Here is a 14,403-nt window from a genome sequence, read left to right as displayed (position 1 = left end):
ACGGCACACGGAATGCAGCAGGGGGTGAAACCCGCAAATCACCAATTACACTGAAGCTCTACACTATCTCAAGGCCGTTTCCAGGCCGTAAGCGAAAAAGGCGATGCTGACACCCGAACAAAAAAAACGCTTTCAAGAAGCGATCGACCGTGTGGGAGGCGACTGTGAATTGCTGGTTACGATGGCAGCGCTGGTCAGCGAGGATGCTCCGCAATTGGTCAACGATCTCGAACATCATTTCGAAAACGACCAACTCCAGGACGCTGCCGCCACCGGGCACAGTTTGAAAGGATTGCTGAGTACCTTCGAGACCGGAACTCCCGTCAAAGAGCTGCAAATGGTGATCGACGCGGCCCGGGCCGGCAATCGCGAACGTGGCAATGCGCTATGGTTGGCTTGTAAACCTGCGATCGAATCGTTGACTACCTCGATCACGGCATTGACGGTCAGCAACTAGAGCGGTTCAAACCGGGCATACAAATCGGATCGATGATCTCACCGAGCATTCGTCCGTCATTTTTTGCGAACGATCACATCAACCCACCGAGGTACGATCTCGTTGACACTCAATTCGCTCGGGACGTTGGTCAAGGCCTGCTCGGTGGACAACCGCTTCGGGATTCCCAATTGCACATCCTCGAGTTCCAACGAGACCGTGATTGCTGAAACGTCAAGAATTTTGAATGCTTTATCCGATCCCACCAACGTCACCTCGGCATAACTTGATCGCGGCTCGGCGACGACCCAATCAGCGGCCAAATTTCGATATTCGATCGGCACAATGATCGTTCGCTGTAGCGTGGCCGTTTGATACGCAAACAAAATCCACAGCAAAACCGCCAGCGACAGCGACGCGAACCCCATGAACCATCGGTCCCATCCGCTCTCGCCTCGCAAATCGTTCGTCACGGTCTGGCTAGCCAAAAATTGCTCGAGCCTTTGAGCCAAGCCTGCGGGATCGACCTCGGTCAGTTCGCCGCCATGCGCGGTGGTGATCGTCCCACGTTCTTCGGAGACGACAACCACCAAGGCATCACAGCACTCGGACAATCCCAACGCAGCGGTATGACGAGTTCCGCTGCCTTGCACTTTCGTCAAATTGGACGATAACGGCAGATGCAAACTTAGCTGCCGTATCCGCGAATCTTCAATCAACACCGCACCATCATGGCCGGGTGATTGGGGATGAAAGATGCTCAACAGCAGCGGTTCACTGATCTCGGCATCCACCAACACGCCACCACGCATGTGCCGGGTCAGCGGTTCACGGCCTGGGAACACAATCAAGGCACCGATCTGATCACGAGCAAGCGCCGCCACTGATTCGACAATCGTATCGATGATGCCTGAATCGGATGAGTCATGGGTGCCCTGCCGTAGCCATCGTGACGACACCAGCCGCTCGATGCCGTGCCGAATATCCTGCTGAAAGATCACAATGATCGAAAAGAGGATCGCGATGATCCCGTACTGGAAAATCATCGTGGTCAAATACATTTCCAACCACCCTGCTAAGACATACAGGGCGGCCAACAACGCAATCATCACCCCAAGCGACTGGGTTGACCGATGTCGTAACCAAACCAAGCCAACGTAGATCAATAGCGTCACGATACCGATGTCCAAAGCATCGGCTAAGCGAATCTGCTCGATCAATTCATTCAAATGACGCCGCATTTAAACTCACTTTGCGTGATCACAATCGTGTTCTTACTGACCGGTTGGGTCTTGCATTTCAAAACGAAGGTCGTAGCGGTCTTTATCCAAGACCTTCGCCACGACCTTTACTACCTCGTAACCGAAAGTTGCCGCGGACGCGTGCCGCGGCGATCTAGCGACGACTTCGAATCGCGTCGATCAAATCGGCCTTGTTCATTTTGCTGCGTCCCGAAATTTCCAGGTCCGCCGCCAAATTCCTCAGTTCATCCACCGTACGCTCTTCGAGTCGTGTGTTGGGGTTCCCCGTGCCTTGCGTCTTTTGATTCGGAGTCCGGCCTTCGTGACGACGTTGTTTATTGACCGTCCGCGCGGCCACCTCTTCGGCATCGTCCTCGGACTTGCCACGTTCAAGTTGACTCTGCTTGATGTGATCGTACTGTCGTTCGTCTTTATCAGACCATTTAACCATGATCGCCCTCCCTCGCCATTGATCTTGTCAGCGGATGTTTGATCGGATTTCCCATCGGGTGCAAGCTCGCATCCGCGACATCACTTTGAAGCATGGATCCCAGGAAGCAGGGAGCCCAGTGAAACCGTGGACGCGTTCAAAGAAAAGCTGTGACGCTGATTGCTTGATGCTAGCCCCGCAAAGTCAAAGATGCATTTTGCGTGCCATGCGAATCCCCCCGCAAATCCATAGAGTCCCCCTTCATTCGTCGCTGCAATGGGACATCGATGGATGAGTCAGGGAGACTAATTTGAATGTGGGCAAGGCTCAGCACGACCAACCGGCGACAGACATGGACGACCACTTGGTATTGAAGTGATGTCCGATCAACCCGCTTGGCAGACAAACGCGACTTTTCACATCACGACCAAGCAAAGCGATCTTGGCAAATCCCACAAAAGCACGCGAAAAAGCGTGTTTGTCGGCAAAAAATCAGCGTCTGCCTCTGTCAACCCTCTTGTGCGGCACGCCAAGTGCTGATTCGGATGACCACGCAAATCAGTAGTAACTAAAGGATTTTTTAAACACAACTTCAAGGATGAAATCATGTTAGTTCTTAGCCGCAAATCAGGTGAATCGATTCGACTTGGCGACGACATTGTCCTGACCGTCCATCGCACTCAAGGCAATCGCGTCCAACTCGCGATCGAGGCTCCACGCGAAGTGCCCATCCGGCGTGCAGAACTTAGGTCAACGCCGCGAACTGGTTCGCCGCGAGAAAACGTCTCGGTCAGTCGCTTGCAAGACTACCTGCGCCGATCCGCTTGAGCTGCTGCGTTTCGAGCAACAGCGAAACCCTGTTCCTTAAAACCACCTCTTCTATAAAACGAGAGAACCATGCGTTACACCATTTTGATGGCAACGGCGATCGCCGTGGGCATTTCTTTTTCCGCGACGAGCCATGCGGATGAAAAATCGAGCGACACCGCAAACGAAAGAATGCAAGGCAGATGGAAAATCGTCGAAGGCGTCAACCAAGGACGTGAACTATCCAAACAAGAACTCGACGGCAGCACCGTGTCGGTCACTGCTAACTTGATTGTGACCTACGACCGTGATCAACAACAACGCTTCCAAGCCGTCTTTACCGTCGATGATTCTCAAGACCCGATGCACATCACGATGACATCGGTTCCCGATACGGCGCGTCCCAGCGAAGTCGCTCGTGAAAAGCAGGACCGCCCAGCGGATCAAGCCCAGGAAACGATGACGTCAGGCATCCTGAAATTCGATGGCAAAAACCGCTGGGTTTTGTGCTATGCGTTGCCCGGTGCCGAGCGACCTACGGAATTCAAATCGCCCAAGGGTAGCAAGATCATGCTGTTTACCCTGCAAAAGGACCAGGGCGATCCCGTCCCCGGACTCGGCAAAACGATCGAAAGCGAAAAAGAATAGCGAGGGGATCGCGAACCATCAGCGAGCCGGTCGCGAGCGAATCGGCTCACCTGGCTTCTCGCCTGCGCGTTTTATGACCAGCTTGGCTGCTCCGCATCCACGCCGGCTTGAATGCCTAAGAAATTGCACTAAGACTCGGCAAGATTGCGAGGACTGAAATACGCCACCGCTGCCTCTGTGGCGGTCGCAATCGAGTTGGTCCAAAGTTTGCTTTGAATTCACGATGTTCACTCAGGTGTGAATCGCCAGCGGACGGGGTATCCCCCAGCCGGGCGTTCCAATTAATAACATCATGAATTCGAAGAAACCATGGCTACTGACACCCAATCTGTTTTCAAACGAGACATTCTTAGCGACAAGAACAACGACAAAGTTTGTGGTTTATTGCAGCAAAACTTGGTCAACTTGATCGATCTTGCTCTGACACTAAAACAAGCCCATTGGAATGTCGTGGGCCCGAATTTCCGCAGCATTCATCTGCAACTCGATGAAATCATTGCGACCGTTCGTGAAGCCAGCGACGAGGTCGCCGAACGGATCAGCACCTTGGGCGTTGTCCCTGATGGACGCGCCGCCACCGTCGCGGAATCGAGCGAATTGTCCACTTACCCTCGCGAATTCGTTAAGTTCAGCGAGACGGTAACGCTGTCGGCGGACGCGGTGAAAACGACGATCGATTCGCTACGCAGTGCGATCGAAAAACTTGGCGATCTCGACCCGATCAGCGAAGACATGTGTATTGGCATCTCCTCAGCCCTTGAAAAGCACCTCTGGATGCTGCAAACCCAAGAAGTGGTTTAAATCGCCAATCGCATCGCGAGCGAGATGGCCGGTGCCACACCGGCCATCGCTTTTCGGGCCATCGCTTTTCGGGCCATCTGACTTACTTGGCACGAGCCATACGGCATTTCTAGCAGGGGCGGCACAACGCACTCGGCCCTAACTGCCCTAGGCTCACTTCGCCCCACGTTGGCCCCCACGCTGCCCCCTCACGTGTTGGCCTTCCCCTCGTTGACCTCGCGGCTGGATTACTTCGATTGCGACTCGAGGTGCAGCGCCATCAACGTTTCGGCATCGGCCAAGACGGCCGCACGCGACTCTTCGGGGATCCCCGCCATGCCACTTGTACTCCATGCGGCCTCGATTGCCTTTCGCTGATTGGTCGGCATTGCAATGTTCGCCTCGCTGGCGAGCTGAATGCGACGATGCAGTAGAAAGAACTCGGGATCAAAGATCACTTGCTCAAACAATGAATCGCTGAACAACGACTTCGCAGCAGATTGACTCAGCGCATGCTCGTGATCTCGCTTTAGCTGACTCGGCGATGTCTCTTCAGGAATCATCAGGATCCGGTAATCGCGTAACACACAGCCAAGCCACTGGCTGCCCATCGCGACATCGATCGGAATCGACAGAATCAAACCGGCCAACAATGGCGAAAACCAGATCAGGAACGCTGGCGCATAAATGGCTAGCGCCGCGGTAACCCCGATGCTTAGCAACGTGACAAAGCCAAACCGTTTGGCCGCGTCCCGCCATGCGACCCCTTGCTCGTCCCGCGTTTGCGCGCCCCATTTGACGTTCGTGCCTCGCAAGGTCGCCAACACGAATCGGCTGTGATAGATCGCCATGATTGGCGACAACAACACCGACGCCACGACTTCAACCGCGACGCTGGCCACCAGCCGCAGACGCCCCCCAAGCAATCCTACCGACTGCGAGTCTCGCATCGCGATCAGCAGACTCCAAAATTTGGGTAGCAACAACAGCGACATCGAAACGACAAACAGGATCAAGGCCCCAGAATCGAACTGAGGTCCCCGAGAACCAGGCTCGGCGATGCGATCCAAGATCGTTCCGATAACGCATAGTGCGGTGAACAAGATCCAAATCGGCGATGCCACGTACGACATCACTCCCGAAGCAAAATGCAATCGGCTGAGCGGACGAAAGCCTTCGCTGATCAACAGCTGCAGATGCTGAAGATTCCCCTGACACCATCGTTGGTCGCGTTGGGCGTAGTCAGCGATCGTGGTTGGACATTCTTCATAACTGCCTGCTAAATCGGTCGCCAATTGGACTTTCCAACCGGCTCGCAGCATCAACGCGGCTTCGACAAAGTCATGACTGAGAATTTCGCCTCCCAGCGGTGCCTTGCCGGGCAGCACGGGAAGGCCGCAGTGCCTGAGAAAGGGCTTGATGCGGATGATCGCATTGTGTCCCCAATAATTGCCTTCGTCGCCCGCCCACTTGGCAAACCCTGCGACGAAAATGGGACCGTACACGTGGGCTGAAAACTGTTGCAAACGTGCGAACAACGAGCTTCGTCCCACCGGGGTCGGTGGCACTTGCAGGATGCCCAACGCGTCGTCGGCTTCCATCCGCCGCACCAATTCAACCATGGTTGTCGCGTCAACCAAGCTGTCCGCATCCAACACGATCATGTAACGATATCGGCTACCCCAGCGACCACAGAAATCGGCGATGTTGCCCGCTTTACGAGCGATGTTTTTGGGGCGATGGCGATAGTAGACGTTCACGTCCTCGCCGTGGCGTCGCAGCAACTCTGACCATGCACGTTCCTCTTGAAGCCAAATTTCGTGATTGGTCGAATCGCTCAGCACGTAGAAGTCAAATTGCCCTACCGCATCGATCGACCGTAGCGACGACAGCATCGCTTCGATCCCCGCAAACACGCGGTGTGGCGATTCGTTGTAGACCGGCATTAGGACCGCCGTTCGGGCTGCCGTGCTGGTTGGCGTGCTGGCCGATATGGGGACTTCGCCTGGCGAAATCGACGACGCCGATCGCGGCGGTTCCATGGAAACCGGGCGACGCCACAAACAAACGAACCCCAATGTTGCGAGCGAAAACGAAAAGACGATCCAACCAAACAGCAACGCGAACAGTGGCAAGCTGAGCAGCTCGAACAGATTCAGATGGTTCCCACCAGCGATCACCCAGTAATAGGTCGCGGTGCCGATCGCGGTTGCGATCAACGTCCACAAAAACCCCCCTCGGCGAATCCACTTGGTCGCACGAGCAGGACTGGACATATTTGAATTTTGATTCGGACTTTGCATAACGGTAGCCTCGTCCGTCTTAGTGCGGACTTTCAAGAGAGAGAAGAAGGGCTCACGCCGCCAAGATCAATTGCTCGGACGCCACCCAGGGGACACGCCCCAAGGAAACACGCCCAGAGCCCCACTCGCCGACAACGCTAACCGCAGGTCCGTGCACGGTTATCGTGAACCACGTCCGCAGTTACCGCCCGCCGTCATCGGCAAAAACATCATCATCAAACGACTTGTGTTGAATAACAAGTTGCCATTGAACCTGCGGAACGCTCCGCAGCATTCGCTAGTTCTGTTGCTCGGCGTACCGTCGACGTCCTTTCAAGACCGCCATTCGATTGCCGCCAAATAATTGCGTAACCCACCACTGCATTCGCAGCGGTGCGGCGCGACGAATGGGACTCGCATTCCACATCGGTCGATCGATCGACGCAGGGATCACTTGGCGAGCCAACTGGGGTTGCGCAGGCATCCGTGTTAATTCTTCGATCGCCAACTTGATCGACGCGGTCGTCAAATCGGTGGTGGTTCCCGGAGCGGATTGCGATTGGATTCTCATTGCCGCTTGGTTCACGATTCGATCACTTTCAACGGCGGCCCGATCGTCGGAAACGCCACACTTTTGCAAGTAGGATTTCACTTGTTGACGTGAGTGATCGTGGTTCGATGGATATGGTGTTGCACAAGGCATGCTAAAGGAAGCACCTGTGCAGAACGCTGTTTGTGAAACGGACATGAGATAGATCCTTGGATAAGCTGAAAAGTTGAGCGAGTAACGCTCCGTGTTCCCTACGTTTGCTAGGTAAGTACAAACGTTGTGCCACAACATCGTCCACACCGACGCGAATTCTTTTACCACCCGCCAGCAGAGTCGGATTAAAGAGGCCCCGCCTTGCACTAGGGGGGTAAGGTTCACATTGAACCGCTGTGCGGGAACATTTTGCCATTAACACCGTAGGAAAGATTATTTAGCATTTCGATTGTGAAGTTTCCGTGGACAGCAGCAATGTCCGCCGAACCGTCAAAGTTCCCCATGCCGCCCGCGTTTTGCTGCTCAATTTGCGACCAACCGGTTGCTTCTCAGTAAAGCAGGTCCCATGGGTTCTTAGGCTTTTCGCGTTTTATCGCTGCCCCCCCCAAGCGAAACCATCACAATCCTCGCTCCCCCCCACCTACAAATAGGCTCGCAATGAAGCGACGCACCTTTTTGGCGACGGGACTGTCGCTTTCGTTGGCTCCTTCGAATCTGTTGCCAAAAGCCAAGGCTGCCGATGCACAACTCGTTTCCTCGCTTCGTCGAGAGCCTGCATTGATGGAACAGAGCGACCACAGTTTCCTGCGTGATCTGCAACAACGTTGCTATCAATTCTTTGTCGATGCCGCCCATCCAAGTACAGGGTTCATTTCGGACCGCGGAGCCACGGACGGATCGTGGTTCAGTGATCATGCGAGCTCGGCGGCGTGCGGGTTTGGATTAGCAGCCCACAGCGTGGCCGCCCAATCCGAGTGGGTTCCTCGCGAACATGCCGCCGATCGGACTCGCCAATTGCTGTATTCGCTAGTCAAGTTGGCTCACCACAAAAAGGGATTTGTCTACCACTTTTTTGATGCCGCCAGCGGCAAACGATCCAAAGGAGCTGAAGCATCCTCGATCGATACGGCGCTGTTATTGACCGGAGCCATGACCGCAGCGACGACATTTTCGGATGACCTGGAAATCGTCCACTTAGCAGACGAACTTTACCGCCGTGTGGATTGGCAATGGATGCTCGGGGCGAACGATTTGTTGCACATGGGGTGGACCCCCGAATCGGGCATGATCCCGCATCAGTGGGACAGTTTCAGCGAACTGATCGTACTGGTATTGTTGGCGATTGGGGCACCGAGCTCGCCCATCCCGCCACGATGTTGGCAAGCATGGCGTCGCTCGCCGGTGTTGCAACACGACGGCGAAGACTTCATCAGTTATCCACCGCTGTTTGTACACCAGTATCCGATGGCGTTTTTCGATTTTCGCAATGTTCGATCCGCCAGCGGACGCAGTTATTGGGACAATTCGGTGCGAGCTCACCATGCGCAAATCGCGTTCATGACCGAGCTCGGCCGCCGTTATCCATCGCAAATGCAACATTACGGCAACGACATGTGGGGGTTAACCAGCAGCGATAGCGCCGGCGGGTACCGCGATTGGGGTGGCCCGTACGAAAACGGCCGCTGCGAACCCGACCGTGATATCGATGGAACGATTGTTCCCAGCGCCGCAGCGGGTGGGTTGGCGATCGTGCCCCAACAAGCCTTGCATACACTGCGTTACCAAAAGCAACACTTCGGCGACAAAATCTTTTCCCGCTATGGTTTCGTGAACGCCTACAATCCGGCGACCCATTGGGTTGGCCGTGACGTGATCGGAATCGACACCGGAATCACGCTGGTCATGGCCGAAAACCTATTGACCGGTGGGGTTTGGGAGGCGTTCATGCGACATCCTGCAGCAACCCGAGCTTTAAGTCTCGCTGGATTCGCGTAGCACGCCGACCGCCGACTCAATGGCACACTTGTTGCTTTCGAAGTCAATCCCGATGGGTTCACTCTTTTCACCCCGGGATTTCCCCTTATGTTGCGACTCTTTACAGCATTCTCGCTGCTTCTTGCTTTATTCGATGGCATCGCATCGGCTGATTCGCCAAGCCGCCAAGCAATTCGGCCACAAGGACGGCCATCGGATGCGGCGACGCAGATCACCAGCTTTGCCGAACTGAAGACATTGGCCGCAGCGACCGCCAAGGATGAATTTCAACCGCGTCCTGAGCCACCCGCGGCGCTGTGTCAAATGAGCTACGAACAGTATCGCGATATCCAATATCGGCCTGAGAAGGCGGTGTGGTGGAAAGACGGGCTTCCGTTTTGGCTCGAAACATTTCACCGAGGCTTCGTGCAGCGCGACCGTGTTTCGCTGTACACCAACGAGAAAGGCGTCTCCCGCGAAGTCCCGTTCTCGTCACAGAACTTTCGGTATCGCACGCCGATCGCAGAAGAGGTCGTTCGCAACTCGGGACATGCCGGCATCAAGATCGCAGGCCGCTTTCCCGGCCGCAGCGATGGACAAGAGATGTTGACGTTCCTTGGATCGAGTTACTTTCGCGGCCGAAGTGCCGATACGGTCTATGGCACCTCGGCTCGTGGGTTGGCCGTGGACATAGCGCTGAATCGCGACGAAGAGTTTCCCTTTTTCAAATCGTTTTGGGTCCAGCGTCCCAAGACCGACGATGAACAGCTATCGATATTGGCCTTGATGGATAGCCGTTCGGTGAGCGGCGCGTACCGGTTCACACTGACGCCGGGAACCACCGAAACCGTTGTTGATGTCAAGTGCTCGTTGCACTTTCGTTCGCTGCCGGAAAAGATTGGTTTAGCGCCGCTGACCAGCATGTGGATGTGGGGCGATGGGTTGACCGGACCTCCGCTGGACAATCGTCCCGCCGTCCACGATTCCGATGGGTTACTGATTCACGCAGAGGACGACGAATGGACATGGCGCGCGTTCGCTCGGCAAAGCTATCCTTCGGTTAGCCAGTTCCGTGTCAACAAACTAAAAGGATTCGGTGTCCTGCAGCGTAACCGGGCTTTCTATCACTTTGACGATCACAACGCCCAGTACCACAATCGGCCTAGCGTTTGGGTGCGACCGAAACGAGGCTGGGAAAACGGCGTCGTTGAACTGCTTGAATTGCCGGGTGCCCACGAGGGAATCGACAACATCGGCGCCTACTGGATCCCCGATCAAAAACCGACACTCGACACCCCGCTGGAACTGGACTACCAAGTTTCGTTCTTTCCTGGGGATCGCAGTGACCAAACCAAAGTTGCACGAGCGACCTATTTCGATGTGCAGCGGCAAGACGGATTCATCGCAATGGATATCCGTTTCGCCGGAGATGTGATTGCCAAGCGACGTCGCGGCACCGTGGATGTCGAAGTTGCAACCATTCGCGGTAAAGTGTTGTCCACATCCGCCGAACGCACCGACACCGGCGACTGGATCGCACATGTTTTGTTGGAACCGACCGAACCAGCTCCGGTGGAACTCAGCCTCACGCTGGTCGATGCCAAACCCAATGTGAAACAAAAGTTGTCAGAACGGTTTGTCTATCTCTGCCCTGACCAAGAACCGACATTTGAGTATCCACAGGTGTATACGCGAAAGGAATAAGGCGATTGCCTGCATCGGGTTGGGCACAGTAATTGCGTTAACTGCCAGAGGTAAAAACGGCGATGTGTGGCGTTGGACGACTTCCGTCCCGCATGCATCCCGTCGCTATACCCGCAACAGGGACGCAAACAATGTCAACCCATACGACAACTTCAAATAATCGACTGCCCGAAGCAAATCCGAACTCCCAATCCAAAACGGATCCCTGGGAACCGGTCTTCACCGCGATCAATATTCGCTGGCCGCAAATCAATCAAGACGAACTAAAGCAGTGCGATCGCTCGGTCGATGCGGTGACCGAATTCGTTGCCTCCAAGGTGGACACTCAGCGAGACGAGATCGAATCGGTCGTTTCCGAGTTCGCTCCGGCGCACGACTCTCCGCTTCGATCATTCGTCGATCAAGCACAGCGGGCAGGCGAACAAGTTAGCAATTCGGTGCATTCTGCGGTCGAGCGGGTGCAGTACGAAATTGATGAACTGCCCGTCAAAACGTCGCTAACCAACCTAGCGATTGGCTTCGGACTCGGCGTGCTGGCAACGACGCTGTACTTCAATTCGCGTCGTCAACCCACCGCTTGGCAACAGATCCGTTCCAACCGCTTGTTTCAATAACCCAACCGCAAAACCAATTTTTACAGGACCTTGATCATGATTACTTTTCGATACCTCAGCTTATCTGCCCTGGTCGCGGCGATGACCTGGACTGCGGCCCCCGCCCCTGCAGAGGCTCAAGTCGTCGTCCAGTACGGCAACTCAGGATCGTACTACCAACGCGGTTATCCGACGTACTCTCAACCATCGTACTCGGTCCGCCGCTATTCGCCCCCATCGTACAGCCAACCCTATTCGTATTCGGTACCGTCGTACAGCTACCGGCAATCGACTCCGCAATACTACGCGCCAAACGGCCGGTACAGCAGCGGGTATCGCGGCAGCAACTCGGTGCCTTATCAACCCTATGGATCGACCATTGACGGACGGTACTACAGCAATGGCACGTACTACGGAAACAATGTCTACGGCAACAATGTTTACGGGAATGGCTACTACGGCACCCCGTCGCAACAGCGAGGAGCAGCCATTGGTGGTGCGATCGGAGACGCCATCGGTGGCCAACGAGCTGGCAACATCGGTGCTGCCATTGGCAGCGCGATCGGCAACCAGTAATGCGAGCTAGGCTTCTAGTCCTGTCAGCCGCCAAGGCTCTCATAGCCACAACTGCCCAACCAGAATCAGGCCTGTTGAAAAACCAGGCCTGATTTCGTTTTACGCCTGCTCAAATGTTTTACGCCTGCTCAAATTCTGGGCCAACAAACATACGAATGGCCCCGGGGATGCATTCAAACTCGACCGGCTCTTCATCCACCACTTCGCCATCAAGCGTGAATCGCATCGGTGGATCCGAAAACAGTTTCAAGCGGCGGGCTTGCCGATAGATGACCTGTTCACACTCGAGGAAATTACCGAGCAGATTGCCGGCAACGATTTCGACCATGTCCATCACGTCGCCGTCTTTGATCAGCACGACATCCAGTAATCCGTCGACCAGCGATGCCTCGGGAGCCACTTCGATCCGTCCCGCATTCGTTCTTCCGTTGGCGACCAGCACGGCCCAACTATCAAAGTCCGCGATTTTCTGGCCATCCATTTCTGCATTGACGCGAAAGCTTTTCATGTCCGCCAAGACGCCGACGGCGCCGCGTAGATAACTGAACGCTCCCCAGCGAGATTTAATCTCGTCGGTCAGTTCCTCTGAAACGCGAACACAGTTGCCGCCTGCGGCGACATTGGCGTAATAACGCTCGAATCCATGACCCGTAATCCGGACCACATCGATCGGGACCGGTTGACGATTGCAAGACAACGCGACCGCTTGTTCGACCGCGTCCGAAATGGCCAGCGTGCCAGCAAAGTCATTGGCGGTCCCCAGCGGAATGACCGCCAAGCAGGGGCGACGATCGGCGTCAATTTTCATCAACGCATTGACAACGGCATTGACCGTTCCATCGCCACCGGCGGCGAAGACGATGTCGCAGCGACAATCGAGCTGCGTTTGGATCGTTTCCTGCAGATTCAGTTCGCGAGTCATTTGAACCCACGTGGTCGTTGATAACGGCAATAGCTTGCGAAGCCGCTCGACTTGCTCGGACTTGCCCGAGCCCCGGTTCCAGAAAACGAGGTTGGTCATGGTTCGTTTTTCGACACCCTAATTTTTTTCAAGGTAACTTGCGGGGAATTCACAGCCGTCATGGCACAACGCCCCGTGACGGTGTACTGCATTTTTTGCGCCCGATTTCGTGCATCCGATTTCTCGTGATTGCCAATTGGGGTGACTGCCATTTTCGCCATCCACGTTTGTTGGCTCGACAGCGTGATTCTCAGAGGTGCCTTGGATCTGCTAGAATGCAAAAAACATCTTACAACACGCTCTCAACCAAGGCTGACCTATGAGTTCGCTAGACCAACTAAAAAAACACACTGTCGTGGTAGCTGACACCGGCGACATTGATGCAATCGCCAAGCACAAACCTCACGATGCGACGACCAACCCCTCGTTGCTGTACAAAGCCGCACAGATGCCGCAGTACCAATCGCTGCTCGACGAGGCGATCGCCTACGGTCAATCCAAATCCAACAGCGAAGAAGGGCTGATCGACGCGATCATCGACAAGCTATCGGTCACCTTTGGCTGCCGTATCTTGGATCTGATCCCCGGCCGCGTGTCGACCGAGGTCGATGCACGACTGAGCTTCGATACCGAAGGAACGGTCCGCAAGGCTCATGAGTTGATTGAATTGTACAAGGAAGCTGGGATTTCGAAGGACCGCATCCTGATCAAGATCGCGAGCACCTGGGAAGGCATTCGTGCCGCCGAGCAATTGGAAAAGGAAGGCATCCACTGCAACTTGACGCTGCTGTTCGGCTTCGGTCAAGCGATCGCGTGTGCCGAAGCCGACGTGACGTTGATCAGCCCCTTTGTCGGCCGCATCTACGATTGGTACAAGAACAAAAAGGGCGTCGATTCGATCCCCGTTTCCGAAGACCCAGGCGTGGAATCGGTCACGACCATCTTCAATTACTACAAAAAACACGGCTACAAGACCGAGGTGATGGGAGCGAGTTTCCGCACCAAGGAACAAGTAATGGCCCTTTGCGGCAGCGACCTGCTAACGATCTCGCCCGATTTGCTCGGACAGCTTGCCGAAACCGACGCGGATGTCCCCAAGGCCTTGGATGCCGACGCGGCCGCCAAGATGGACATCGAAAAGATCGAAATGGACGAAGCGACGTTCCGCTGGATGTTAAACGAAGACGCAATGGCGACTGAAAAGTTGGCCGAAGGCATCCGCGGCTTCGCCGCCGACCTAGACAAGCTACGCAGCTACCTAGCCCAGCGAATGGAAGCCGCCTCGGTGTAAGCGGGGGGTGGTGGGATAGGCTTCCAGCCTGTCATCAGCATGGGCTGCAATCCATGGCAAGCCGCTGGCCTTCCGCACTGGCACCACTTTCATCAGCACCTACGTTTCATCTTGTCATCTACTAGAAGACGAGGCG

General features: G+C 55.1%; 14 protein-coding genes. 9 read left to right on the top strand and 5 right to left on the bottom strand.

Annotated features, from left to right (window positions below; all coding sequences use genetic code 11):
* Positions 1–103: 103 nt before the first annotated feature.
* Complete coding sequence (locus ABEA92_RS23520; protein ID WP_345686827.1) at positions 104–457, top strand: hypothetical protein; 354 nt, start codon at positions 104–106, stop codon at positions 455–457.
* A 56-nt stretch (positions 458–513) separates the two neighbouring features.
* Here the strand turns inward: ABEA92_RS23520 and ABEA92_RS23515 are convergent, their stop codons facing one another.
* Both ABEA92_RS23515 and ABEA92_RS23510 read right to left on the bottom strand, forming a co-directional pair.
* Positions 514–1,677: a diadenylate cyclase gene (locus tag ABEA92_RS23515; RefSeq protein ID WP_345686825.1), complete on the bottom strand. Its 1,164-nt coding sequence runs from the start codon at positions 1,675–1,677 to the stop codon at positions 514–516.
* Between the two features lie 154 nt (positions 1,678–1,831).
* Positions 1,832–2,128 carry a Rho termination factor N-terminal domain-containing protein gene (locus ABEA92_RS23510; RefSeq protein WP_345686823.1) on the bottom strand — a complete coding sequence of 99 codons (297 nt, stop codon included), beginning with the start codon at positions 2,126–2,128 and terminating at the stop codon, positions 1,832–1,834.
* Positions 2,129–2,713: 585 nt separating this feature from the next.
* Between ABEA92_RS23510 and ABEA92_RS23505 the strand changes: the two genes are divergently transcribed.
* The 3 genes from ABEA92_RS23505 (at position 2,714) to ABEA92_RS23495 (ending at position 4,363) form a co-directional block, all read left to right on the top strand.
* Positions 2,714–2,935 (top strand): carbon storage regulator, encoded by a 222-nt coding sequence (locus ABEA92_RS23505; RefSeq protein WP_345686821.1) that lies wholly within the window; start codon positions 2,714–2,716, stop codon positions 2,933–2,935.
* A gap of 69 nt (positions 2,936–3,004) precedes the next feature.
* Positions 3,005–3,562 carry a TIGR03067 domain-containing protein gene (locus ABEA92_RS23500; protein ID WP_345686819.1) on the top strand — a complete coding sequence of 186 codons (558 nt, stop codon included), beginning with the start codon at positions 3,005–3,007 and terminating at the stop codon, positions 3,560–3,562.
* Positions 3,563–3,871: 309 nt separating this feature from the next.
* A complete protein-coding gene (locus ABEA92_RS23495) occupies positions 3,872–4,363 on the top strand; it encodes a Dps family protein (RefSeq protein WP_345686817.1) in 492 nt (163 codons plus the stop codon).
* Between the two features lie 227 nt (positions 4,364–4,590).
* Here ABEA92_RS23495 and mdoH read toward each other — a convergent pair whose 3' ends face one another.
* Complete coding sequence (gene mdoH, locus ABEA92_RS23490; protein WP_345686815.1) at positions 4,591–6,645, bottom strand: glucans biosynthesis glucosyltransferase MdoH; 2,055 nt, start codon at positions 6,643–6,645, stop codon at positions 4,591–4,593.
* Positions 6,646–6,922: 277 nt separating this feature from the next.
* On the bottom strand, positions 6,923–7,195 hold the full coding sequence (locus ABEA92_RS23485; RefSeq protein WP_345686813.1) for a hypothetical protein: 273 nt from the start codon (positions 7,193–7,195) through the stop codon (positions 6,923–6,925).
* Between the two features lie 630 nt (positions 7,196–7,825).
* Here ABEA92_RS23485 and ABEA92_RS23480 point away from each other — a divergent pair.
* From ABEA92_RS23480 to ABEA92_RS23465, 4 genes are all read left to right on the top strand, one after another.
* Positions 7,826–9,163: a glucoamylase family protein gene (locus tag ABEA92_RS23480; RefSeq protein WP_345686811.1), complete on the top strand. Its 1,338-nt coding sequence runs from the start codon at positions 7,826–7,828 to the stop codon at positions 9,161–9,163.
* An 87-nt stretch (positions 9,164–9,250) separates the two neighbouring features.
* A complete protein-coding gene (locus ABEA92_RS23475; protein WP_345686809.1) occupies positions 9,251–10,846 on the top strand; it encodes a glucan biosynthesis protein in 1,596 nt (531 codons plus the stop codon).
* 131 nt (positions 10,847–10,977) lie between these two features.
* Complete coding sequence (locus ABEA92_RS23470; protein ID WP_345686807.1) at positions 10,978–11,460, top strand: hypothetical protein; 483 nt, start codon at positions 10,978–10,980, stop codon at positions 11,458–11,460.
* 36 nt (positions 11,461–11,496) lie between these two features.
* Complete coding sequence (locus tag ABEA92_RS23465) at positions 11,497–12,015, top strand: hypothetical protein (RefSeq protein WP_345686805.1); 519 nt, start codon at positions 11,497–11,499, stop codon at positions 12,013–12,015.
* A gap of 118 nt (positions 12,016–12,133) precedes the next feature.
* Here ABEA92_RS23465 and ABEA92_RS23460 read toward each other — a convergent pair whose 3' ends face one another.
* On the bottom strand, positions 12,134–13,036 hold the full coding sequence (locus tag ABEA92_RS23460; RefSeq protein ID WP_345686803.1) for a diacylglycerol/lipid kinase family protein: 903 nt from the start codon (positions 13,034–13,036) through the stop codon (positions 12,134–12,136).
* A gap of 259 nt (positions 13,037–13,295) precedes the next feature.
* Here ABEA92_RS23460 and tal point away from each other — a divergent pair, with 259 nt between their 5' ends.
* Positions 13,296–14,267 carry a transaldolase gene (gene tal, locus ABEA92_RS23455; RefSeq protein ID WP_345686801.1) on the top strand — a complete coding sequence of 324 codons (972 nt, stop codon included), beginning with the start codon at positions 13,296–13,298 and terminating at the stop codon, positions 14,265–14,267.
* The last annotated feature ends 136 nt before the right edge of the window (positions 14,268–14,403 follow it).

It is taken from the genome of Novipirellula caenicola (assembly GCF_039545035.1).
Classification (GTDB): Bacteria; Planctomycetota; Planctomycetia; order Pirellulales; family Pirellulaceae; genus Novipirellula; species Novipirellula caenicola.
The sequence above is the reverse complement of the archived record's forward strand: the minus strand, read 5'-3'. Positions and strand labels throughout refer to the sequence as shown.